The 23876-nt window shown below is 40.2% G+C and carries 21 protein-coding genes, 2 rRNA genes and 1 pseudogene (1 of these 24 running past the window's edge); 14 read left to right on the forward strand and 10 right to left on the reverse strand.

The features are described 5' to 3' along the window. The 6 genes from MKZ26_RS15265 to MKZ26_RS15290 all read left to right on the forward strand — a co-directional run. Positions 1 to 2394: ribosomal RNA gene (locus MKZ26_RS15265) — 23S ribosomal RNA — on the forward strand; it begins 538 nt to the left of the window's first position. A gap of 80 nt (positions 2395 to 2474) precedes the next feature. Then, positions 2475 to 2590: ribosomal RNA gene (rrf, locus tag MKZ26_RS15270) — 5S ribosomal RNA — on the forward strand. Between the two features lie 676 nt (positions 2591 to 3266). After that, positions 3267 to 4094 carry a YihY/virulence factor BrkB family protein gene (locus MKZ26_RS15275; RefSeq protein WP_067213711.1) on the forward strand — a complete coding sequence of 276 codons (828 nt, stop codon included), beginning with the start codon at positions 3267 to 3269 and terminating at the stop codon, positions 4092 to 4094. After that, on the forward strand, positions 4094 to 4768 hold the full coding sequence (locus MKZ26_RS15280) for a response regulator transcription factor (RefSeq protein WP_340742560.1): 675 nt from the start codon (positions 4094 to 4096) through the stop codon (positions 4766 to 4768). Before MKZ26_RS15275 ends, MKZ26_RS15280 begins: the two co-directional genes overlap by 1 nt. After that, positions 4765 to 6144 (forward strand): HAMP domain-containing sensor histidine kinase, encoded by a 1380-nt coding sequence (locus MKZ26_RS15285; protein ID WP_340766680.1) that lies wholly within the window; start codon positions 4765 to 4767, stop codon positions 6142 to 6144. Before MKZ26_RS15280 ends, MKZ26_RS15285 begins: the two co-directional genes overlap by 4 nt. 75 nt (positions 6145 to 6219) lie before the next feature. Beyond that, a complete protein-coding gene (locus tag MKZ26_RS15290; protein WP_067213709.1) occupies positions 6220 to 6618 on the forward strand; it encodes a hypothetical protein in 399 nt (132 codons plus the stop codon). An 89-nt stretch (positions 6619 to 6707) separates the two neighbouring features. Here the strand turns inward: MKZ26_RS15290 and topB are convergent, their stop codons facing one another. Further along, entirely contained in the window at positions 6708 to 8858 is a 2151-nt protein-coding gene (gene topB, locus MKZ26_RS15295) for a type IA DNA topoisomerase (protein WP_338654522.1), read from the reverse strand. A 640-nt stretch (positions 8859 to 9498) separates the two neighbouring features. Continuing rightward, positions 9499 to 9825, reverse strand: a complete 327-nt coding sequence (locus MKZ26_RS15300) for a sensor histidine kinase (protein WP_340766681.1) — start codon at positions 9823 to 9825, stop codon at positions 9499 to 9501. Between the two features lie 152 nt (positions 9826 to 9977). Here MKZ26_RS15300 and MKZ26_RS15305 point away from each other — a divergent pair. Further along, positions 9978 to 11125 (forward strand): IS3 family transposase gene (locus tag MKZ26_RS15305; RefSeq protein WP_340766682.1). Its coding sequence is split into 2 segments (ribosomal slippage): positions 9978 to 10224 and positions 10224 to 11125, totalling 1149 coding nucleotides; the frame shifts between segments, so codons are not numbered across the junction. Between the two features lie 236 nt (positions 11126 to 11361). Beyond that, the gene (locus tag MKZ26_RS15310; RefSeq protein ID WP_340766683.1) at positions 11362 to 11499 is read left to right on the forward strand and encodes a hypothetical protein; all 138 of its coding nucleotides are present in this window, start codon (positions 11362 to 11364) and stop codon (positions 11497 to 11499) included. Positions 11500 to 12066: 567 nt separating this feature from the next. Here the strand turns inward: MKZ26_RS15310 and yiaA are convergent. Further along, positions 12067 to 12537 carry an inner membrane protein YiaA gene (gene yiaA, locus MKZ26_RS15315; protein ID WP_340766684.1) on the reverse strand — a complete coding sequence of 157 codons (471 nt, stop codon included), beginning with the start codon at positions 12535 to 12537 and terminating at the stop codon, positions 12067 to 12069. A gap of 1035 nt (positions 12538 to 13572) precedes the next feature. Here yiaA and MKZ26_RS15320 point away from each other — a divergent pair. Further along, positions 13573 to 13878, forward strand: a complete 306-nt coding sequence (locus tag MKZ26_RS15320; RefSeq protein ID WP_338656726.1) for a monooxygenase — start codon at positions 13573 to 13575, stop codon at positions 13876 to 13878. Positions 13879 to 14373: 495 nt separating this feature from the next. Here the strand turns inward: MKZ26_RS15320 and MKZ26_RS15325 are convergent, their stop codons facing one another. Next, positions 14374 to 14799 carry a GatB/YqeY domain-containing protein gene (locus MKZ26_RS15325; RefSeq protein WP_067213697.1) on the reverse strand — a complete coding sequence of 142 codons (426 nt, stop codon included), beginning with the start codon at positions 14797 to 14799 and terminating at the stop codon, positions 14374 to 14376. Between the two features lie 269 nt (positions 14800 to 15068). Here MKZ26_RS15325 and MKZ26_RS15330 point away from each other — a divergent pair, with 269 nt between their 5' ends. After that, positions 15069 to 16451: a catalase gene (locus MKZ26_RS15330; RefSeq protein WP_445683428.1), complete on the forward strand. Its 1383-nt coding sequence runs from the start codon at positions 15069 to 15071 to the stop codon at positions 16449 to 16451. Between the two features lie 504 nt (positions 16452 to 16955). Here MKZ26_RS15330 and MKZ26_RS15335 read toward each other — a convergent pair. Continuing rightward, on the reverse strand, positions 16956 to 17282 hold the full coding sequence (locus tag MKZ26_RS15335) for a winged helix-turn-helix transcriptional regulator (protein ID WP_187046210.1): 327 nt from the start codon (positions 17280 to 17282) through the stop codon (positions 16956 to 16958). Between the two features lie 137 nt (positions 17283 to 17419). On the opposite strand from MKZ26_RS15335, the gene MKZ26_RS15340 reads away from it, so the two are divergent. The 3 genes from MKZ26_RS15340 to MKZ26_RS15350 all read left to right on the forward strand — a co-directional run bounded on the left by MKZ26_RS15340 (position 17420) and on the right by MKZ26_RS15350 (position 19367). Beyond that, positions 17420 to 17827 carry a DoxX family protein gene (locus MKZ26_RS15340; protein ID WP_340741105.1) on the forward strand — a complete coding sequence of 136 codons (408 nt, stop codon included), beginning with the start codon at positions 17420 to 17422 and terminating at the stop codon, positions 17825 to 17827. Positions 17828 to 17845: 18 nt separating this feature from the next. Next, positions 17846 to 18694, forward strand: coding sequence for a VOC family protein (locus tag MKZ26_RS15345; protein WP_340766685.1), 849 nt, complete (start codon positions 17846 to 17848; stop codon positions 18692 to 18694). A 115-nt stretch (positions 18695 to 18809) separates the two neighbouring features. Further along, positions 18810 to 19367 carry an NADPH-dependent FMN reductase gene (locus MKZ26_RS15350; RefSeq protein WP_067213692.1) on the forward strand — a complete coding sequence of 186 codons (558 nt, stop codon included), beginning with the start codon at positions 18810 to 18812 and terminating at the stop codon, positions 19365 to 19367. A 248-nt stretch (positions 19368 to 19615) separates the two neighbouring features. Here the strand turns inward: MKZ26_RS15350 and MKZ26_RS15355 are convergent, their stop codons facing one another. The 5 genes from MKZ26_RS15355 to MKZ26_RS15375 form a co-directional block, all read right to left on the reverse strand. Beyond that, entirely contained in the window at positions 19616 to 20404 is a 789-nt protein-coding gene (locus MKZ26_RS15355) for a DUF817 domain-containing protein (RefSeq protein ID WP_340767666.1), read from the reverse strand. Positions 20405 to 20511: 107 nt separating this feature from the next. Next, complete coding sequence (locus MKZ26_RS15360; RefSeq protein WP_067213691.1) at positions 20512 to 20733, reverse strand: helix-turn-helix domain-containing protein; 222 nt, start codon at positions 20731 to 20733, stop codon at positions 20512 to 20514. A 10-nt stretch (positions 20734 to 20743) separates the two neighbouring features. Further along, on the reverse strand, positions 20744 to 21226 hold the full coding sequence (locus tag MKZ26_RS15365) for a DUF2975 domain-containing protein (protein ID WP_340741103.1): 483 nt from the start codon (positions 21224 to 21226) through the stop codon (positions 20744 to 20746). Between the two features lie 213 nt (positions 21227 to 21439). Continuing rightward, complete coding sequence (locus tag MKZ26_RS15370) at positions 21440 to 21886, reverse strand: PaaI family thioesterase (RefSeq protein ID WP_187046207.1); 447 nt, start codon at positions 21884 to 21886, stop codon at positions 21440 to 21442. A 442-nt stretch (positions 21887 to 22328) separates the two neighbouring features. After that, positions 22329 to 23021, reverse strand: a complete 693-nt coding sequence (locus MKZ26_RS15375; protein ID WP_445683459.1) for a GTP pyrophosphokinase — start codon at positions 23019 to 23021, stop codon at positions 22329 to 22331. A gap of 558 nt (positions 23022 to 23579) precedes the next feature. Here MKZ26_RS15375 and MKZ26_RS15380 point away from each other — a divergent pair. Further along, positions 23580 to 23810, forward strand: a pseudogene (locus MKZ26_RS15380) (bile acid:sodium symporter family protein); the annotation flags it as partial. Positions 23811 to 23876 lie beyond the last annotated feature (66 nt).

The raw sequence follows: 23876 nt of genomic DNA on the forward strand, positions 1-23876 counted from the left end.
GGGAGTGAAATAGATCCTGAAACCATGTGCCTACAAGTTGTCAGAGCCCGTTAATGGGTGATGGCGTGCCTTTTGTAGAATGAACCGGCGAGTTACGATTCCATGCAAGGTTAAGCAGTGAATGCGGAGCCGCAGCGAAAGCGAGTCTGAATAGGGCGATAGAGTATGGGGTCGTAGACCCGAAACCAGGTGATCTACCCATGTCCAGGGTGAAGGTAAGGTAACACTTACTGGAGGCCCGAACCCACGTACGTTGAAAAGTGCGGGGATGAGGTGTGGGTAGCGGTGAAATTCCAATCGAACCTGGAGATAGCTGGTTCTCTCCGAAATAGCTTTAGGGCTAGCCTCAAACTTAAGAATCTCGGAGGTAGAGCACTGTTTGGACTAGGGGCCCATCCCGGGTTACCGAATTCAGACAAACTCCGAATGCCGATGATTTATGTTTGGGAGTCAGACTGCGGGTGATAAGATCCGTAGTCGAGAGGGAAACAGCCCAGACCACCAGTTAAGGTCCCCAAGTATTCGTTAAGTGGAAAAGGATGTGGCGTTGCCCAGACAACCAGGATGTTGGCTTAGAAGCAGCCATCATTTAAAGAGTGCGTAATAGCTCACTGGTCGAGTGGCGCTGCGCCGAAAATGTACCGGGGCTAAACGAATCACCGAAACTGTGGATTGACATCTTAGATGTCAGTGGTAGGAGAGCGTTCCAAGGGCGTCGAAGCTAGACCGTAAGGACTGGTGGAGCGCTTGGAAGTGAGAATGCCGGTATGAGTAGCGAAAGAAGGGTGAGAATCCCTTCCACCGAATGCCCAAGGTTTCCTGAGGAAGGCTCGTCCGCTCAGGGTTAGTCAGGACCTAAGTTGAGGCCGAAAGGCGTAGACGATGGACAACAGGTTGATATTCCTGTACCACCTCCCCGCCGTTTGAGCAATGGGGTGACGCAGTAGGATAGGGTGAGCGCGCTGTTGGTTATGCGCGTCTAAGCAGTGAGGTGTGGAATGAGGCAAATCCCGTTCCTATAACATTGAGCTGTTACAGCAAGGGGATTTATCCCTGAGTCCCTGATTTCACGCTGCCAAGAAAAGCCTCTAGCGAGGCGGGAGGTGCCTGTACCGCAAACCGACACAGGTAGGCGAGGAGAGAATCCTAAGGTGATCGAGAGAACTCTCGTTAAGGAACTCGGCAAAATGACCCCGTAACTTCGGGAGAAGGGGTGCTCTGGTAGGGTGTTAAAGCCCGAGAGAGCCGCAGTGAATAGGCCCAGGCGACTGTTTAGCAAAAACACAGGTCTCTGCAAAACCGCAAGGTGAAGTATAGGGGCTGACGCCTGCCCGGTGCTGGAAGGTTAAGAGGAGAGGTCAGCGCAAGCGAAGCTTCGAATTGAAGCCCCAGTAAACGGCGGCCGTAACTATAACGGTCCTAAGGTAGCGAAATTCCTTGTCGGGTAAGTTCCGACCCGCACGAAAGGCGTAACGATCTGGGCACTGTCTCAACGAGAGACTCGGTGAAATTATAATACCTGTGAAGATGCAGGTTACCCGCGACAGGACGGAAAGACCCCGTGGAGCTTTACTGTAACCTGATATTGAATTCCGGTGCAGCCTGTACAGGATAGGTAGGAGCCTTGGATTCCGGAGCGCTAGCTTCGGATGAGGCGTTGGTGGGATACTACCCTGGCTGTATTGGACTTCTAACCCATGCCCCTTATCGGGGCAGGAGACAGTGTCAGGCGGGCAGTTTGACTGGGGCGGTCGCCTCCTAAAGAGTAACGGAGGCGCCCAAAGGTTCCCTCAGAATGGTTGGACATCATTCGTAGAGTGCAAAGGCATAAGGGAGCTTGACTGCGAGACCTACAAGTCGAGCAGGGTCGAAAGACGGGCTTAGTGATCCGGTGGTTCCGCATGGAAGGGCCATCGCTCAACGGATAAAAGCTACCCCGGGGATAACAGGCTTATCTCCCCCAAGAGTCCACATCGACGGGGAGGTTTGGCACCTCGATGTCGGCTCATCGCATCCTGGGGCTGTAGTCGGTCCCAAGGGTTGGGCTGTTCGCCCATTAAAGCGGTACGCGAGCTGGGTTCAGAACGTCGTGAGACAGTTCGGTCCCTATCCGTCGCGGGCGCAGGAAATTTGAGAGGAGCTGTCCTTAGTACGAGAGGACCGGGATGGACATACCTCTGGTGTACCAGTTGTCTTGCCAAAGGCATCGCTGGGTAGCTATGTATGGACGGGATAAATGCTGAAAGCATCTAAGCATGAAGCCCCCCTCGAGATGAGATTTCCCATTACGCAAGTAAGTAAGATCCCTCAAAGAAGATGAGGTTGATAGGTCTGGGGTGGAAGCACGGCGACGTGTGGAGCTGACGGATACTAATCGATCGAGGACTTAACCAATTTTGAAAAGGGCTTGATTACCCTGATTCGTGTAGCACAATGTCTGTTTTATTCAGTTTTGAGCGAACAAGCTCAAAGAGTCTGGTGACGATTGCGAAGAGGTCACACCCGTTCCCATCCCGAACACGGAAGTTAAGCTCTTCAGCGCCGATGGTAGTTGGGGGTTTCCCCCTGCGAGAGTAGGACGTCGCCGGTCTCATTGAAAAGTCATTACCTTATAGGTAGTGGCTTTTTTTGTGTTTATTTATAATGTTAACTTTTTGGAGAATTTATGGGTATGTGGTCGGAAAAAGGAATGGTTCTTTATTGTCGGAAATCTGCATTTGGAATTAATCCCACTGGTTATATAATTGGTTAGGGATGAGATATGTGATTGATTAGCAATGGGATATGATCGTTACCAGGATTATATGATCGGTTAGCAATGGGATATGATCGTTACCAGTGTTATGTGATCGGTTAGCAATGGGATATGATCGTTGCCATGATTATCTGATCGGTTAGCAATGGGATATGATCGTTACCAGTGTTATCTGATCGGTTAGCAATGGGATATGATCGTTACCAGTGTTATCTGATCGGTTAGCAATGGCGTATGATCGTTACCAGTGTTATCAGATCGGTTAGCAATGGCGTATGATCGTTACCATGATTATTTGATCGATTAGCAATGGGATATGATCGTTGCCATGATTATATGATCGGTTAGCAAGGGGATCTGATCGTTGCCATGATTATCTGATCGGTCCGAGGCACCTACTCTCAACCAATAACTTAATACAATTCACCTCTATATATATATTCTATATCCCTTTATAGTTATCCTATGGCATTCTTTAGAATAGGGTATATTGAAGTAGAGGGGGTTGCAAATGACAATTATTAAAAATGTAGTGGTTCGTTTTTTTAATGAACGCTTTTTTGATCAGGCAGCACAGACTGCATACTATCTTTTATTGTCCATGTTTCCATTTTTTCTTTTCATCCTTTCCTTACTTAGTTTGTTTCCCGTTGATGAAGAGATGCTTTTGACATTTCTCAGGCCTTTCACGCCTGATGAAGCGTTTACTGTAATAGAGGAAAATGTTCGTGCGGTTCTCAATAAAGGGCATGGGAAGGTGCTATATGCAAGCCTTGTAGCAGCGTTCTGGATTACTTCCATGGCTGTACAGTCGCTTGCGCGTTCACTTGACCTGGCGAATGGCTATGTACGTCGCTATGCATATTGGAAAGTACTGATACGTGATCTTGGAGTAACGCTTCTTTTTATGTTAGTCATTCCGTTATCATTGTTTCTTCCAATTATCGAAAAGGCTTTATATAGAGTTGTGACTTATTACGATACGATTGAGGAATGGCAAGGTTGGTTTTATATTTGGCCGAATGTTAAATGGGGTTTGGGAACGTTATTTCTGTTTCTATTCTTCTTATTGTTTTATAAAGTGGTGCCAACAGGTAAGATGAAGTTTAAAGAAGCACTTCCGGGCGCACTCTTTTCTGCTATTGGTTGGCAGTTATTTTCACTTGTGTTTGGGAGTTATGTTTCGAACGTTGACTATACTCGCTTATATGGACAATTGTCGGGTATTATCCTACTTGTTATTTGGTTTTATTTGACGGCGGTTATTATTTTGCTGTCAGGTTTGTTAAATGCGGAATGGCGGAGGTCATCCGGTAGAAAGAGGAGGCGCGTAACATGATGAAGATATTGGTGGTAGACGATGATCCTAATATTTTGGAGCTTGTGAGCATTCAGTTGACACAGGCCGGGTATACAGTTATGAAAGCAGCGGATGGTTTTGAGGCGCTGGAGTTATTGGAAAAGGACTTACCTGATTTGGCAGTCGTGGACGTGATGATGCCAAGAATGGACGGCTATAAGTTGACGAAGAAGCTTAGGGCAGAGGCGGATATACCGGTTTTATTGCTGACGGCCAAAGGGGAGCTAGAAGATAAGGAAAAAGGGTTCCTTGCGGGTTCCGATGATTATGTTGTAAAACCTTTCGAGCCAAGGGAATTGTTATTTAGGATAAATGCAATTTTGCGCAGATACGATAAAGCAGTTGATGTGTTCATTCAAGCTGGACCGATGAAAATAAATCGGCAGAGCTATGAAGTCTCTGTTGGCAAGAAAGTGCTTCTTCTTCCGTTAAAGGAGTTTGAATTACTTTCAGTTTTGGCATCACGGTCAAATCATGTATTTACTAGGGAAATACTAATTGAACGGGTATGGGGTTATGACTATGAGGGCGATGAACAGACGTTAAACGTTCATATCAAGCGAATTCGAGACAAATTGACAAAGCTGACAGGGGAAGTAACCATCTCAACAGTGCGTGGTGTTGGGTATAAGCTTGAAGTGTCATCCTCATGAGATCACTGTACGGAAAATTTATCGCGATGACAACCGTTATCATGATAGCAAGTGCGCTGATTGCTTTTCTAGCGGTCAATACATATTACCATCAACAGTTGAAAGGGCAAAACGACGAGAAGAATATGAGCATTGCGAAAAGCATTGCGTCATTCATTGAATCGGATAAGGAATTAGATCTGGTAAATTACCTTGAAACGCAGTCTGCGGTCGGGTATAAGCTCTACGTTGTCAATGAAAACCAAGAAGCCACGATGTATGGGGAAGCATTTCGGGTAGAAAATCTTTCAAACAACGTTGTAGAACAGGTATTGAATGGTGACGTGTATCACGGGATGAGAGATCTCCCAGGCGAAACGTTCGTAACCGGATTTTTCTCGAATGAATTAGCAAACACCGTGGGGGTACCCTTTGAATATAGTGGGGAAACGTATGCCCTTTTTCTACGCCCAGACATTAAGATGCTCTTCACGGAAGTGCACTATATCCTTGGTGGGATGGTGCTGATCATGGCAATTATCAGTTTGCTGGCGATGCTGATTGTGGCTAAAATGTTGATTGATCCCATTACAGAGTTAACTGCTGCGACGAAAAAGGTTGGCGAAGAACAGTTCTCTGGAACGCTCGATATTAATCGAAAAGATGAAATTGGGCAATTGGCGAAAAGCTTTCAGCTGATGACGAGGAAACTTAGTGAAAATGATCGGATACGCAAAGAATTCATAAGCGATGTGTCGCATGATTTCCAGTCACCGTTGCTTAATATAAAAGGATATGCCGAGCTGTTGTTGGACGATAAACTCACGGAAGATTCACGGAAAAGTTATGCTAACGTTATCCAATCCGAAACGGAACGATTGTCTTCATTGACGAAACAGTTGCTGCTTCTCACATCACTCGATCAGTTATCATCCCCACTCGAAAAGAAGATCTTTGACTTGGACATGCAGTTGAAGGAGACAGTCCGCAAGTTTAGATGGTTGCTTGAAGAGAAAGAAATGACGTTAGAAATGGATCTTGAAGAAGTTCGTTTCACCGGAGACCCTGCATTTCTTGAGAAAGTTTGGGAAAACCTGCTATCGAATGCACTAAAGTATACAGAGATTGGTGGTGCGATTGAAGTCGTGTTAACCGAACAGCCGGATTATGTTACAGTTCTTATCCAAGACAATGGAATTGGCATTGATGAAGAGGGACTTGAGCGCATTTTTGACCGTTTTTACCGGGCAGATGACTCGAGAACACAGGAAACAGGCGGAACAGGACTTGGCTTATCGATCGTCATGCAGGTTGTTAAACTGCATGGTGGAACAATTAACGCTGTTAGTCGTAAAGGGCAGGGTACGACTTTTACTGTGATGTTTCCGAAGTTGTAATGTCCTGTTCATCTTGCGTTCATATAAGATGTTTAAAGTAAGGGTATAACATTAACATTACAGGAGGAATTTAATATGGAAGCAAAATGGAGTCTACGATTGATTCGTATAGCAGCAATTTTTGGTTTGATCGGGACAGTATTAGGTTCACATATGGCCGGAGCAGGATCACCTGCATTCCGTCCAATTCACGCGCACATTCTATTAGTTGGTTGGTTGTCTCTATTTGCCTGGGGCGTCTTCTATCGAATTTACAAAGTCCGAGCCAAAAAACTGATTGCGATTCATGGATGGACGGGGATTATCGGAGCAATCGGTCTGACGTCAGGTATGTGGCTACAATTCATGCGACCGTTTGGGGTGAATGAAACACTGTCACTTATTCTGTACATCGTTGGTGGAACAATTTTACTCATTAGCTTTGCATTGTTTGTTATTATTACATTTTTAACTGAAAAAGAAAGTAAACGATAAGTGATTACAGTATTTACAATATGATAGATTAATTCAACACAAAAAGTCACTTCCTTGATTTGAAAAGGAGGTGACTTTTTTGTGTTGAATTAAAACTCAATATTTATTTTCCCGTTAACGAGCGTTAAGCTCGCATCAAACTTCTTATCAGAATTGGAGACGAAACCCTTAATAACATTCGTTTTCCCTTTCGTACAGAGAAGCTTAACTTGAGTGGGTGTGAGTTTCTTTTTTAAGAAGACCGCAGGAAAAGTCTGCTTGCAGCCACTTGCATAGGCACTGCAACCGTAGAATTCTTTGCGTGCAATAATCATACCTTCTTTACAAGCAGGGCATGGAGCGACTTCGACTTGTTGATAGGAGGTCCGTTGAGGCATCTTGCTCACTACATTGGCGGCTAGTTTTGCATCAATGGGCTTGGCGTTTAATTGGCCCGGTACTTCTTCCAATAAGCTGTTGATGAACTTCGCAATGCTGCCGAGAAAACGTTCCTGTGTTCCTTCACCATTGCCGATCTTTCGTAAATACGCTTCCCATTTAGCAGTCATGGACGGGCTTGCGAGAAGATTCCCTTCGATTGCTTGGCAGAGAATGCGCCCTTTATCCGTAATGGAAACGATGTTTTTTGTTACGTCGATATAAGCATGCCGTTTGATCGTTTCGATAATTCCACTTCGGGTAGCTTCTGTACCAAGTCCTTCAATTTCTTTTAAAATATCGGTCTCTTTTTTATCCTCGACAAGTTTTCCGCATGTTTTCATCATCGCGATAAGTTGGCCTTCTGTATACGGTTTCGGCGGCATCGTTTTGCCTTCTTTAATGCCGATATCACTTTCCACAGGTTCGTGCATCACAAGTGGCGGTAGCGTTGGCTCGTCCTTGTCTTTGTCATTTTCTTTCGCCGAACGGATGAACAATGCTTTCCAGCCCTTATCGCGTTCCGTCTTCCCGATTGTGAAGAATGGGAGCTTGTTGACTTCTGTCGTCACTTTCGTTTCAGTGTACAGGTAATCAGTATGGAACATAGCGAGTGTGGTGCGGACAACTTCTTCATATAAGTTACGCTCGATAGTCGAGAGCCCAGCAAGTACCCCTTGTGACGGAATTTTCTTCGTTGGAATGATTGCATAATGCTCCTGTACTTTTGAACTGTCGACATAGCGCTTTTTCGGAGCGAGTGATGCGACAGGGAAAGTATGACCGATAAGCTGCTGATACTCGGTTACTTGTCCAGCGAGATAGGTGAATTCACTTGGTGTGATATATCGGGAATCCGTCCTTGGATACGTCACGAGTTTCTTTTCATAGAGCCCTTGCATTGTCTTCAATACATTCGCAGGACTTATTTTCCATAGGCGGTTTGCCGTTGCCTGTAGTGTAGACAGTGCATGTAGCTGTGGAGGCGGCGTTCGTTTATCTACCGTTTCCACCGAAGTAACGACACCAGGTGATTTCGGGTGGATATTATGTTTTGCGAGAAGGTCCCGGATAATTTCTCTTTTCGAATCCTTTGCTTTGGCCTTCCCTTTATATGTCCCGTTTGCGGCAGTAAACGTCGCTTCGATTTCATAAAATGGTTCAGAAACGAATGCTTCAATTTCTATTTGCCGCTGATAAATAAGGTAAACAGTCGGCGATTGCACACGTCCGATTGAAAACACATCTCGAATGCCACGTGCTTGCAACAGAAGGGAATAGAGACGAGAACCATTCATCCCGACAAGCCAGTCACTAATTTGTCGGGCTTTCGCCTCCTCATACATCAGAAGATCTTTGCGATTGTCTTGTAAATTCGCGAATCCTTTGCGTACTTCATCGACTTCCAGCGAATTAATCCAAAGCCGCTTTATCGTTTGGTTTTTGGCGCCTGTTTGATAATAAATACTATAGAAGATATTCGATCCTTCACGGTCCACATCACAAGCATTAATGACAGTATCAGTAGCTTTAATCAGCTTTTTTACAATGGCGAACTGCTTGGTTTTATCCTTTGCGACCTGAAACTCATAGCGTTCCGGCAATATTGGCAAACTGGCAAGCGACCACTTGGCCCATTTCGGATCGTACTCTTTAGGTTCTTTTAGTTCGACAAGATGGCCGATTCCCCATGTAATATATGCACCTTCAGAAAAAATAGGGGAGGGCAATAACTCTAAATAGCCTTCATGTCGCCGTACAGAAAAAGCGTCTGCGTATGCCTTCGCTTGGCTTGGCTTTTCGGCTAAAATTACTGGTTTCATGACAAGACCTCTTTCACTGATAAGGAAAAAACGTTAGTTCTCCTATTATCTCATAGATTGAGAAGGTTTTCTAATCAATAGTTAGGGTGAAAATTAGTGCTAAGCTATGTGGAAGTTTATTTGGTTTTCAAGTAGAAAAGACAATACTCAACAAATAGTTGAGAAGTGACAAGTAGAATTAATATTGTTGATACCGTATTGTCATTCTTGGTGATTATCAAGCTTTTGATAAGGATAGTATCATTAAGAGACATGAGGAGGGCTTTCAAGCAGGCTATTTTGATGAATCATTAAGGGACCACCTAGCGAATGCTGCAATTAATTACTATGCAAATAAATCAGCTGAAGATTTAAAGTTAGAATTAACTAGAGATGTAAGTCTTGCTTCAATGTCCTTAATTTTATTAGTAAATGAAGCTGGTTTTGAAACAATCACTATGTCAGGTTATGATTCTAAACAATTAAAGGCGACTTTAAATATATCTGAAAGGTATTTAGACGTTTTGCTTATAGCGATTGGTAAAGGAACTACAGCCGGTCATAAAACAGTAAGACATGATGTGAACAAGGTACTTTATAAAGACAAGATACTGTAATTATTTTCTTCAGCAATATGATATATAAAGAGTTGTAATTCTTTTTAAATTCCTTCATCATAAATCGGCAATTCAATCGTTATGATAAATCTATTCTTATTTATAGAAGCTTTTATTTCACCTTGCATTAAATGAACTAGATTCTTTGATATACTCAACCCAATCCCTAGATGTCCTTTAGGGTTTCCATTTCTATATTCACCAGAATAATATCTATCAAATAGTTTAGATAACTCTTCCGGTTGCAAGTGATGTCCATCATTTGCAACCGAAATGTAAATCGTTTGATGATTATTCCAGCCTTTCATTTCAAATGTATTCATTGCATACCTGGTAGCGTTATTGACTAAATTACTAACCACCCTTTGCATATGGTCCTGATCCACTTTAATTCGACAATCATTCTCTATTTCATTAATCAGAACACAAGGTATTCCCTGTAAGGCTATGGATAGGTTACACTTAGTTGGACTATTAAATTAGGGGCTAGTAGAATAATACACAAGAAGCGAGGAGATCTACTATGTCCGTAAAAAGAAGAACGTTTTCCACAGATTTCAAAAAACAAGTGGTAGCCCTATATGAAAACGGAAAAAGCCGACAAGATATTGTCAAAGAATATGAATTAACCGCATCTGCTCTTGATAGGTGGATTACACAATTCAGGCAGTCAGGTTCTTTCAAAGAAAAAGAAAATCAATCTACGGAAGAACAGGAATTGATTGCCTTACGGAAGAGAAATAAGCAACTAGAAATGGAAGTAGATATTTTAAAGCAAGCAGCGCTGATCATGGGACGAAAATAGATGTGATTCAACAAAATCGTCACAAATATTCGGTATCAGCAATGTGTAAAGTCCTAAAAATAGCGCGTAGCACCTTCTATTATGACACTGAAGTATCCGCTCAAAAAGAACAAGATAAGCGTGAAGAAGAACGCGTATTAAAAGAAAAGATCGCTAAGGTTTTCAATGAAAACCGACATGTTTATGGTACTCGGAAGCTAAAAATAGAACTAGATAAAGAGACAGAAGGCCTTACAATCTCGAGACGCCGAATTGGAAGATTGATGAGCGAACTTGGACTTCAATCAAAATACGCCAAACCTTCCTATAAACCAATGGCGACAAGACCAAATGAAGAATCCGTTCGAAACGTATTAAATCGAGAATTTGAAGTGGACAAAGAGATGTCCGTGTTAGTAAGCGACTTAACATACGTGAAAGTAGGATATCGCTGGAGTTACGTTTGTTTCTTAATCGATCTATACAATCGTGAAATTGTCGGGTGGAGCGTAGGAGCACAAAAAGACGCTGCTCTAGTTCAACGTGCCTTCGATTCTGTTAAATACCCATTGGGAAATGTGAACTTGTTTCATACAGATCGCGGTTCTGAATTTAAAAACGTTGGTATCGATGAATTATTAAGTGGATATAAAATTAAAAGATCACTTAGCCATAAAGGGAATCCTTATGACAATGCGGTGGCAGAGGCAACATTTAAGATTTTAAAAACAGAATTAATCAACGGAGCGCACTATCAAACCCTTAACCAGTTGTCCCTTGAGCTTTTCGATTATGTCAATTGGTACAATAATATCCGTTCGCACAGTACATTAGGCTACCTAAGTCCGGTTGCTTATAAAAAATTAGCCCTTAATAATATCGTTTGATTTAGTGTTGACATACCAGATACGTTAGAGCAATATATGCAGGCTGTTGCTAATCAGGATCTGCAAAGTGTGTCGAGTTATACGGCGGTAGTTACCAAGGACTCATTAACTAATTTCCCGAAACAGACACTAATGACAAGTTGAAATTAATTGATCAGTATCTGAAGCTACTGCCAAGGAGCTCACTGAATGAAATTCTTGAACAGACCGTAGTTACCAAGGACGAATATAAATTCGTGATTACGTTAAAGTTGGAAGACGGAACCTTGTTCCATACGAGGGAGTTTGACACGATCACCGAAAAGTTTACTTACACAGTTAAACGAGTCGATGGCAAGCTGAAAATGATGGAACTTCCTCCATACCAGGCTTAGTTTGATGGTAGTCAGGATGAGTTGAAACTGAAGTTGACATCATTGAAAGCGATGATGTTAACAATAGTAAATACTAAGGTATATCGTGCATAACTTTTCATTCATATTGATTAAAGGCTATATAAAATCGACTGATGGACTTAATAAATTGAGATTCTGATTTGAAATTGGGATAGTGTAATAACCCGAGTTGGGAGAGCGTCACGCTGACGGCATGAAGGTCGACGTTTCGCACCCGGTATGCACCATAAAATGAAATGCGGTTTGAACTCTTGATGTATAAGGGTTCTTTTTTTGATTGTTAATTGAATCTAAGGTGACAGTCAGAGCGACCCTTCCTTTAGACTCGCTACGGATGAGTACAATCTTCAGGCGAAGCAATTGAAAGATGGTACCAGTGGGATTGGGTTTAACAGGATAGATTATGTGGGTGACTGACATCCTAAATGTAGTGTCGTTTATTCAAAAAAAAAAGCGAGTCACACTCCGATAAGAAAAAGGGCTGACTCGCTTAGTTATATTCTACTTGTTGAATAAGTCCAGACTGTCAAATTAACGGAAAGTATCTCAATCTACTTCTCTTGCTCTCTGTGTATCCCTAACATTTTTCTGAACGGTTATCGCTGCAAATATACTAAGAACGAAAGCCATACCATAGAACCCTTTTTCACTTAAGACAATACTTCCTGCGTTGTATAAACCGATGGCCATTAATAAAATAGATATAATAAGTGCTAACCAACTAATACCATAATAAATGTTCGTGACTGGTATTCCTTCTTCTTTATCTCTTACAGCTTTTTGTAACGAGACAGATGAATAGAGTCCGAATACTAAAATTGCAAAGTAATATCCTTGTTCATTCAGTTCCATAGCTGCATTATACAAGCCTAAGAGATAAGCTGATACTCCTATTACCAGTGCTGCCCATGAAGCTCCTTTGAAAACCGGAGTTGGTTCTCCATCTTTTCTTTTTATTTTCATTTTTGGGGCGTTTTGTTTTTCCTTATCAAATAAATCTTCATTATTATTAGTCATTGAATGTTCTCCTCCCCTTTCGACAATCATATCCGAACGAGTATAAATCAGCAATGTTTTTTGGGAATAGTCTAACTCCTTTGAAAAGTCGAACCTAATTTTAAATCTACAAAAGTGTTAGCTTTAACAGGGATCATCAAGGATTATTCGCAAATGAGTTCGTTTCTATCATTCTTTGAACATTGCAGCTGATTTTTTGTGTGAGCTTTTATAGTATGTAAATAAGAGGAGATTAACTAGTCGTGTATATATAATTTTATGGGATATATACTGCGTATTGGGAGAAAGAAGAGGTATACAAAAAAGCATCTATGATGGTGAGAATTCTTTCCAAAGTTATATTGGACAGCAGGGGATTGGTTAAAATGATGCAGTCCATCTAAGTAAGTCTCTTCTTGTATTACAATTTTCTAATGGGTTACAGCCCATTCGAAATAATACATATTATTTTAACGTAACTACCAAACTGGACAAACTGACGAAAATCGTACACTGAATCCAAATGGAAATACTCGATCCCGATTGGACTTGTGGAAGAAAATGATAGCAGGCGATACTGTAGCTGTTAATTACATATTATGATTGACAGGTTTAAATATTACAGGGTGAAAATGAAAAGGGGGAGGAAACAACATGTTTAACCATTCATGAGAGTCTTCGAGGGAGATCAAATCATACAAAAAGGCCACGCTTTTAAAACTCATTCTTAACTTTTAGGTATAATACATATGAACTAATGCGGCTAGTTAGCTAATTAATATAAGAGTCTTTATAATTAAGGTATTGACATCCATGAATACTATTTGAAGGATGAAAATAAGTTCTAAATCTGGAAGGACTACAACCAAAACAACAACTTTTCCTTTCTAGCTTGCGTGAAACAGAAAAACTTCTATTTCATAAAGAAATTGAAGTCATGTACATTGTTGAACAATCAGTCATTAACTCATTTATTGAAAAATAGCTTACACGAGACATTATCAAGCGCAGGAAAAATTTATTTTACAACTACTAAATAATCGGAGGAGAATGACTATGGCGTACCTACTACAAGTGGATTTTAAAATGGATGGACCATTCGGAGATGAAATGGCGGAAGCGTTTACTGATTTAGCAAAAAGCATCAATGAAGAAGAGGGATTCAAGTCGAAAGTTTGGACAGAAAGCCCAGAAACAAATGAAGCCGGTGGAATTTACATTTTCGAAACAAAAGAAACAGCTGAAAAATATCTAGATATGCACACTAAAAGATTAGCCGGATTTGGAGTCACAGCTGTCAACGCAAAAATCTTTGCGATTAATTCTAAACTTACCGAAATTACTAAAGGGTCGATAAAGTAAATAAAAAACCTGTAAAATTCACGGATTTTATATCGTCTCTTATCAAACGAAAAGCAGTACATCAGTGCTTGAGTAGAAACTCTTTCTGTAAAGAAAGTTCAGGCTACTCTTAAGAATTGCATTAGTATCTAGCCGGCCCCCTTGAGGGAACAGCTATTTGACCGTCCGATCTATCAAATCGGAGGTCTTATTTTTTATTCAATTTACTTACTTGATATATAGGATGCAATGCGCAAACCTGCATATAAGATTGGATAGCTAACAGGTAGGATCTTCATTTCTACAAGTGGATTTTTGTGAAATGGGTCTTTTACAACCGCAATTTCTTTTGAGTGAATAGGAAAAAAAGCTGATATTATTCGAATAGTATCAGCTCTTACCTATTACTACTTAACGGGAAGTGTATCCAGCATCCACATAAAGGGATTGTCGATCTACAAATGAATATGGGGTTTCCGTGCAACAATTATCTTGCACGGAAACCCCACACTAATATCAGATTAAGTTTTTCACGACTTTTGACATTGTTCCGCCGTCTGTTTTCCCAGTAAGTAATGGTTTTGCGATTTTCATGGCATCACCCATGTTCATACCTTTGGTGATTCCTGCCTCTGTCAACATTGTTACAATTTCGTCTTCGCTAAGTTGTTTAGGCAAGAATTTTTTGAGCAGAACTAATTTTGCTTCTTCTTGTGCAATTAAGTCTTCACGCTGTGCTTTTTGTGCGCCTTCCAGCGCTTGATTGGTCTGTTTGATTTCGCGGTTGACGATGGCAACTTCCTCATCAGTTGAAAGAACTGCACCTTTTTCCTTTTCAGCGCTATCGAGTGCTGCTTTTACTAATGTTAGTACTCCTTTTGCGAGCACATCCTTTTCCCTCATGGCATTCTTTAAATGTTCGAATACGATTGTCTTTAACATTTTTGAATCTCCTCCTATTAGTGGTTAAAAGTATAGAAGAGATGCATGTGAAAAGCAACAAATGATGATTTATTTATAGTAACTTGAATCAGCACAAACTCCCTGCTCTGCTGATTAGTGGAACTCTGGCTAAGGTCGCCGCGTCCTGCGGATGTCCGTTCTTTTTGCATGGTTATTTAGCTAGCTCTATTCATAATTGTATGGGGCCTCACATAAATAATAGTGTATCTTAGGGAATTAACTTGTGGGTACAGGAGGCAGGAATAATTATGAGAGAAAACAATGGAGGGGAATCAGGCTCTTCCACGCATTTTAACAGAAACGCATCAAAAGTAAGGGCTGAGGAAATGCATTCACAGACTGTAGGTGAAAGAGGTCCTGTACTGGAGCAGGACAGTATTTTACATGAAACATTGGAGACCTTTGTCCATTCAACAATTTTAGAAAGACCAGTGCATGTTAAAGGCTTTGGTGCTTTTGGTTACTTTGAGACTGTGTATTCTATGGCAAAATACACAAAGCTGTGCTTTTTACAAAATCCTGGGCAGCAAGTTCCAGTTACTGTGAGATTTTCGCTTGCTGTAAGTAATAAAGGTACTCCGGATACCTCACGAAATGTGCGTGGATTTTCTACTAAGTTTTATACTGAAGAGGGTATTTTTGATTTGGTCTTCAACCATATTCCTGTATTTTTAGTACGAGATGCTATACGTTTTCCAGAGACCATTCAAGCTTTTTTACCCTCGCCCGTAAATAACTTGATGGATCCCGAACGGTTCTGGAGCTTCATAGCCAGAGCACCAGAATCAACCCATTTTGTTGTTCGGCTTTACTCTGATGCAGGCACAGTAAAAAGCTTTCGCCACATGCCGGGTTATGGTGTGAATACCTACGTTTGGAAGAACGGGGAGGGGGTACGCAGTTATGTAAAATATCACTGGGTTCCTTATGCTGGGGAGCAGTATATAGATGCTCAAGAAGCCGCCCGATGGAATGGCGAGAACCCAGATATTGCAGGTCAGGATTTGTATGATACCCTAGCAAAGGGAGAGCCTGTTGTATATGGGCTTTATGTGCAGCTTATGAATCCGAAAGATGAAGCCACTCTTCCTTATGATCCATTGGATGATACAAAAGTTTGGGATAAACAGCAGTACCCTCTGATGCCGGTTGGCCGTTTGACGTTGAACCGCAACCCGGATAACTATATGGAACAAGTGGAGAAACTGGCCTTTTCACCGTCCAATCTTTTGGAAGGGGCCGAATTATCAGATGATAAGATGCTGCAGGGACGCGCCAATATTTACTCGGATTCCCAGCGTCGGCGGCTTGGACCAGATTTTCGTAAAATACCTATCAATCATCAGGAAGACTGGACACCAGCAACACAAGTGACAAGCGGCAACGGCAGATTTGTGGAGGGGCATCTTGAACGATCCGATTTGCCAAAACCGGATGATTTTACGCAGGCCGGGCAATATTATCATGCTCTTCCCCCTGAGCAACAAAATCACCTAGTAAATAATCTTTCTGCTGATCTTGCCGGCATATCCGATGAGACACGACGCATTGTTTTGACGTATCTGTACAATGCATCGCCGGAAATGGGAGAACGGGTTGTCCGACAAATTAAGACACAGACAAAGGGTTAATTCGATAACTTTCACTAAAATGGTCAAACCTTATTATGAATTTATCAAGTTTAAGTACATGTACAATACACTACTCAAAAAAATACAATTGAACAATAATAAAATGAAGATTGGACATGTACGCGGATGTCTAATCTTTTTTCGTGTTTATTCAGAAGTTAGAAAAAATAAAAGCACCAAGGGAGTGCTTCTCTACATGCATGTCATTGAATGAAAATGAGTTTTGTGATTATTAATTTTGTGAAGACTTTTGAAGACAACTAGTACAATCTATATTTTCAATACGGTTAATTAATCTAAATAACAGCGTTAAGATAAAGAAAAAGGCATTATCACAGCCTGTACCAAAATAGGAACGGTCATGAGAATGCCATTATTGAATATATTCACCTTCCCGCAAATCGGAAAGATTCAAAAACCTGTAATTATTCCTAGTTGACGTTTTCTTAGAAATCATTTCGTTAATTTCATATTTTCCTTTTGTGGATAGGTAAGGATATGATTTTATGTTTCTTCACTCTCAATTTCCACCCATGACTGTGACCAATTTTCTATTTCTTTCAAAACCGGCTCTAATGAAAGCCCTTTTTCCGTTAAGGAGTACTCAATAATAACAGGTGTTTCAGGTATAACATCACGCTTTACAATCCCTTGTTGTTCTAAATCTTTTAAGCGTTCTGATAAAACTTTGCCACTGATTCCGATAGAAGATTGAATTGTACTAAATCGGTTTGAGCCCGACAATATTTGATTGATAATCAAAGCCATCCAGCGCTGACTTAAAAGCGAGATGGCTTTTTCAAATCGGGGACAAATAATAGATTGCTTCATTTTTTCTTTCACTCCTTTATATGCAGTATATAACATGATGGGTTTATTTCGTAAGTAATTAACTTACTTGACAACTATAACACTCTATAATATAGTTAATTACATAAAGTAACTAACTATAAAGGGGAATAGAGAAAATGAATAAAAATGATGTGGGTACGGTTATTTTGCGTTTGGTTTTTGGTCTTACTTTTTTCATTCATGGAGTATCTAAGTTTCAAGGGGGCTTAGCTAACACTGCTGGTTTTTTCGATAGCCTTAGTATTCCAGGATTTTTAGCTTATGCCGTTGCAGTTATAGAGTTAATTGGCGGTATTCTGCTGATACTTGGTATTGGAACACGAATTATTTCTGTATTGTTTGCTGTTATTATGCTGGGGGCAATTTTTACAGTAAAACTCTCTGCAGGATTTCTTGGCAATGATGAAATGGCGGGGTACGAATTGGAATTGGCACTACTCGCTATGTCCATTTTTCTCGTTTTTGCAAACAGCTCTCGTTTCTCATTAGGTAATAAAATCTTTCATTCTGAAGGACAAAAATAAAAAATGGAGGTAATAAATATGGAGTTTCATAGCAAACCAAACACTTTTGTAGGTCATGTAAACATTAAGGTACAAGATTTAAATCGATCACTTACGTTTTATCAGGAGATTCTTGGTTTTCAAATTCTAGAACAAACTGAAAAAACGGCTAAACTAACAACGGATGGTAAAACGAGTGTACTATCAATCGAACAACCAGAAAATGTAGTACCACAGTATGAAAAAACTACGGGTCTATATCACTTTGCCCTTCTTCTACCTAAACGTTCAGATTTAGCTGAAATCGTGCATCATTTCATGGAAATCGGTTTGCGGTATGGATCATCAGATCATCTTGTAAGTGAAGCTTTATATTTAGCAGACCCAGATGGAAATGGAATTGAAATTTATATAGACCGCGAACCTTCCGAATGGACTTGGAGTAACGGTGAAGTGGCAATGACAGTGGATCCATTGAATTTTGAAGACCTTCTATCCGAAGGGAGACCGCAGCCATGGAAAGGTTTACCGGCTGGGACAGTCATGGGTCATATTCATTTACATGTATCTGAATTGAAAAAGACCGAAGAGTTTTATACTAAGGGCCTCGGTTTTGAAGTGGTTAACCGGTATGGTAATCAGGCGCTTTTCATCTCTACTGGTAAATACCATCATCAAATTGCCTTAAACACTTGGGCTGGAGTTGGGGCTCCAACACCACCTTTAAATAGTGTTGGACTGGAGTCGTTTACTATAGTTTTAGCAGATGAGGTAGCAAGGAATAATGTTATCGCCCAGTTGAAGAATATTGGTGTAGCTGTGACAGAAGAAAACGGTTCTTTTGTTTCCTATGATCCTTCTGGGAATCGTATTTATCTAGGAATTTAAGGCAGCGATTTATAAAAGTAGAGTATTGAAGCGGAGATAAATAAATCGTATAGGTGGTTATTATATGGGGTTTTTAGATAGACTATTAGGTAGATATAATGAGGAGGAAAAAACAATGACAAACGAAAAATTGAAAATAGGTATTGTTCAAGGTAGTGTACGTGAAGGGCGAAACGGTGATGCTGTAGCAAAATGGATGGTTGATTTTGCGGAAAAACGTAATGACGCGGAGTATGAAATCGTAGATCTTGCAAATTACAATCTTCCATTCTTGGGTTCAGCGAATGCACAACCTGGTGCTGAAGGACAAATAAAAGCTTGGTCAGAAAAAATGGCTTCTTTCGATGGTTATATTTTCATCACACCTGAATATAACCATGCAATCGGTGGAGCGCTAAAAAATGCACTTGACTTTTTAAACCCAGAATTGAACAATAAAGCAGCTGGTTTTGTTGGATATGGTAGCTTGGGCGGTACGCGTGCACATGAAAACCTACGCCTGATTTTGGGCGAACTACAAGTTGCTGACGTACGTACGGCAGTTACGTTCTCACTTATGTCTGACTTTGAAAACATGAGCGTGTTCAAACCTGCTGACTACCACGCAGCCAATGCGAACACCATGCTCGACCAAGTCCTTTCTTGGAGCGGTGCATTGAAAACTGTACGATAAATTAACGATTTTGTGCCAAGTGCCACTCCACAACTTTTAATTGTGTTGGTACTTGGCACGTTTTTTTATAGCGTCAAAAAGGGATAAGTTTGAGGATGACCTTTTGGTAATTTAAAGTTCATTTGCGTTATATCTATTGGACATAGAAATGAGGAATTACACATGTGTTGATTAACCAAAGGAAACCAGTAAATGACTGCTTAACTTTGTGTTAAAACACTAGTCGTCTTACGTATTCTTAACTGTCATTATAATTGACTAGCATCTATCTTAGTGGAATTTTTCCCCTTAACCTGTTTTAACGTCGCTACTATAAGAAAGCTGACAATTACTAATAAGAGCCATGAACTTACCTTTCCTAGATGAACGAGACTCCATGCATCGGTTTGGTTTGGGTATTTCCATGCACCAAAGAACGTTGCAATATTTTCAGCTATCCATATAAAAAATCCGATGAGCACAAAAGAAAGTGCGAGTGGCATGCGGTAACGAGTTCCATCAACCTCGTATGTGACCCATGATTGCCAAAAGACGATAATTACAAGTCCAGATAGCCACCACCGAACATCGATCCAATAATGGTGAGTGAAAAAGTTTAAATAAATTGCAGCTGCAAGAGGCACAACTATCAAAAACGGTGGCCACTTAACCAGTTCAACCTTTAACCTCCTCCATGCCTGGCAAAGATAACTCGCTACACTCGCGTACATGAATCCACTATATAAAGGCACTCCAAAGATTTTGAAATAGCCATCCTCTGGATAAGCCCAGGAGCCCATATGTACTTTGAAAATTTCAAGAGCAAGTCCAATAAGGTGGAACAATGTGATAACCTTTAGTTCATCCCGTGTTTCAAGCCCAGAACGCACCATCCACCATTGCATCAGAAGGAAGATAATGAGCAGCCAGTCATAACGTGGTAGGAACGGAAGTGGGATGAATTGTGTAAAAGCCAAAGAGGCGAAAATGACGACAGGAAACAAACATGATAGGGCCTGCTCCCGGCCAAAACGAACGAGTTGTTTTGATGCTCTCATGATTTGTGTCTCCATTTTTGGATGGTTAAATTCATGAGTAACTCCCTTTTTATGAAATAATGTAAAAAGATGTCCTTTTTCTTTCAATGTTAAATACCTCCACTTTGTTAACCTTGGTTGTCTTCATCACTTCGGTATTCCAAAATATCTCCAGGCTGACAGTCCAAAGCTTTACAAATCGCTTCTAAAGTTGATAATCGAATCGCTTTTGCCTTTCCATTTTTCAATATAGAAATGTTAGCCATTGTTATTCCAACCCTCTCTGAGAGTTCTGTCACGCTCATTTTCCTTTTAGCCAACATCACATCAATATTGATTATTATTCCCATTGTTTTCACCTCAGACTGTTAAATCATTTTCTGATTTTATATTAATAGCTTCTTGCAAAAGTTTTTGGAGAACGGCAGCAAAGACTGCGATTACCATTGGAGCAAAAATAAAGAGCATTCCAACCAATATGACACCCGGGGCGTCGTCTAACTCCGCAAAGATAAAGAAGAAGGGCATACCAACCACATATAAGCCACTGATTGAGATTGCGCAATGTTTTATATTTTTCAAAGCTTTTACAGATATTTCCGAGAACGCTTTGCTCTTATCAATATAATTTAAAAGTTTAAAAGCCTGATACAATGCAACGAAAAATGGTATCGCCGAAATATACATAATTATTACAATGCCGTATAGTACATAAGCAAACTCCGAATTACTTTCTGCTGCATCTTTAGCTAGCAGGGGCAATCCAAATATACATAAAGCAACAATAGGAATTCCAAGAAGAATAACGGCTATTTTTAAAAAGTTTGTTGAACCTCGTTTCAAAAAAAGCACCTCACTTATTTATTAGTAATTTCATTTTAGCACGTTTTTTATCGATTCGCAATAAATGTTTATCGTTTTTAGTTGTACCTTATTTTATAAAAACATCTTTTTAATTTTAGGCAAAGATAAAAAGCATTTCTCATTACAGGGAAATGCTCCATAACTTTAAACTATTCAATTTATAACTTGTGCAACTACTTATTTATCCATGGCTCACTCTACCTGAATTCGCTTCTGATTAGACTGCCCTTTTAACACCATACATGTGCTTGTCGAATAGGCGACTAGCTCATCCTTTTCATCAAAGATATTACACGTTAATAAACCTATTGAAGAGCCTTTTTTCATTAACTTCCCCTCAGCACGTAACTTACCTCTGAAAACTGGTTTGAGGAAATTCGTTTTTATTTCTACCGTTGAAAACAGTTCGTCTTTCTTGAGTGTGGTCGCAAACGCATAGCCCATTGCGGCATCTGCGATATCACATATTATTCCACCATGAAGTGTTCCCATCGGATTGTGTAGTTTTTCCGTCACGTTGAGTTCAATGATCACCTTTGCATCCTCCGCTTTGGTCACTCTAAATCCAATTAAATCAGCAGCAGGTGATTCAGGCAATTCGCCCTTAGCAACCTTCTGTAATACTTCTAAAAAATTCATCGGTTTGCCACCATCCTTATAAAAGTAAAATCCTTTTTAGAACGGTCATTCTAAAAAGGTCAGTCTAAGACGCTCAATATTGCATTAATCACATTCCCAAGTTTCTGCTTATCAGCTGTGGTTTTAGCTAAAACTAGCATATCAGTGTTGGAACATTCAGTAAAATAACGAGTGCAATACAACCTATAAATACTTATTACTTCTTAAAAAGTTAAACCATAACTCTGCTATTTCTAGCTTCGATTCCTAGTATCTGGAGTCTCAGAAGATCCATCTTCAAATTCACTTGGGGAAAGCTTTTTAATCCATGCATAAATAGAAAAAGCTGTTTGTCCCATACTTAGGAACAAACAGCATCTTACAACAGTTCTCTTTCAAACCCATTTCCCTTTCCAGGTTGAAAATGAATGGTTTGCGAATTAATTGAGAACCGAAATACCAGTTATACTTCAGTCAGGCTAGTTTTGCTACTTTCATTCATCATTTCTAAGAATTTAAGCGGAATATTGAAGTCATTCTTTTCATTAAAAAGAGGTGTAGTAAACTCTTCATCCATTCGTTTAATTTCATTAACTTCTTTTTGAAGATTCTCCATCTTTTGATCCAATTCGTTGGCAGATTCCGCGGCTTCTTTCAACTCTTTCGTAATTTTTTCAGGGACAGATTTGTTGAATTTATAAAAGATTTTATGTTCCAGACTTGCCCAAAAATCCATAGCAATTGTCCTGATTTGCATTTCCACAAAGACGTGCTCTACCCGATCTGTCATAAACACAGGAATTTTTAATATCAAATGAAGACTCCGATAACCATTGGGTTTGGGATTTTGTATGTAATCTTTGTACTCAATCACTTCAATATCTCTTTGCTTTTGAATCATTTCACTTAGTTTATAAATGTCGGAGTTAAAGGAGCAGTTAATACGAATGCCTGCGATATCCCGCATATTTTCCTTTATGGAAGACAGGGACAGTTCAACATTTTTACGATGAGCCTTTTTAATAATGCTTTCTGGTGTTTTCAAGCGGGTATTAATATGTTCGATGGGGTTGTATTCATGTATTAATTGAAATTCTTCTTCCAAGATATTGATTTTGGTGCTCACTTCGTCTAACGCAAATTTATAGGCTAGCATGAATCTCGTCATTTCTTTTTTTAGATGATTCAATCGGCTATAGTCTAGTTCATTTGTCAGTTTCAAAATAAATTCCTCTTTTCTTTACGCTCACTATGACTAAGATGTTCTATAGTAGGCTTTTACTTTAGCTTCTCTCTTGCAATTGAATGGTGACGTCCGGTAGAAATACCATGCGATGTAATCTTCTTTGCCTTCGCATTTTCATATCCTTTTTCAATAAATAGAATGCATTTACTCTCAAATAAAGCTGTTCACTTACTTTGGGAACGTTCTTGTTTGTGCATCTACTTATCGCCAATTGAATGATAGCACGAATACAAAAAAACTTTACTTGAGTTCTAGCTATTTTAGCATTTCTACTGGATATTTGCTGTTTCGTTCACTCTTTATTCGAAAAGAGGAAGCGGGTCCCGGGAGATAAATCAGTTCTCCTTCTTTGCCACAATCCTCTGTTATTCAGGAAAGTCTAGGCGATGACCCCATCCAGATTGTTACAATAGTAGCAACGATATGTGTTATTTCAAGAAATACGATAAACTTTATCGTAGAAAATGAAAAGTGGATTATGCTGACCGGAAAGCTATTTCCATTGAGGTGGGAATGCAGAGATCTGGGCTCGGTGCCGCATTGGCAGCAGCACACTTCTCACCACTTGCAGCTGTGCCGAGTGCCATCTTTAGTGTAGGGCATAATATTTCCGGCTCACTACTCGCAACATAGTGGAGCAAAAGATCTGAAAAAGTTAAAGAAACAGATGAGGCAAGTCTGAAACCATTGGAAAATTAAAGTTTTTAACAACTTATTAATTTTTTAGGCACCCACTCGTGGAACTATATAGACATGGACAATCTT

Origin of the sequence: Sporosarcina sp. FSL K6-6792 (assembly GCF_038004885.1) — a bacterium.
GTDB classification, from domain to species: domain Bacteria; phylum Bacillota; class Bacilli; order Bacillales_A; family Planococcaceae; genus Sporosarcina; species Sporosarcina psychrophila.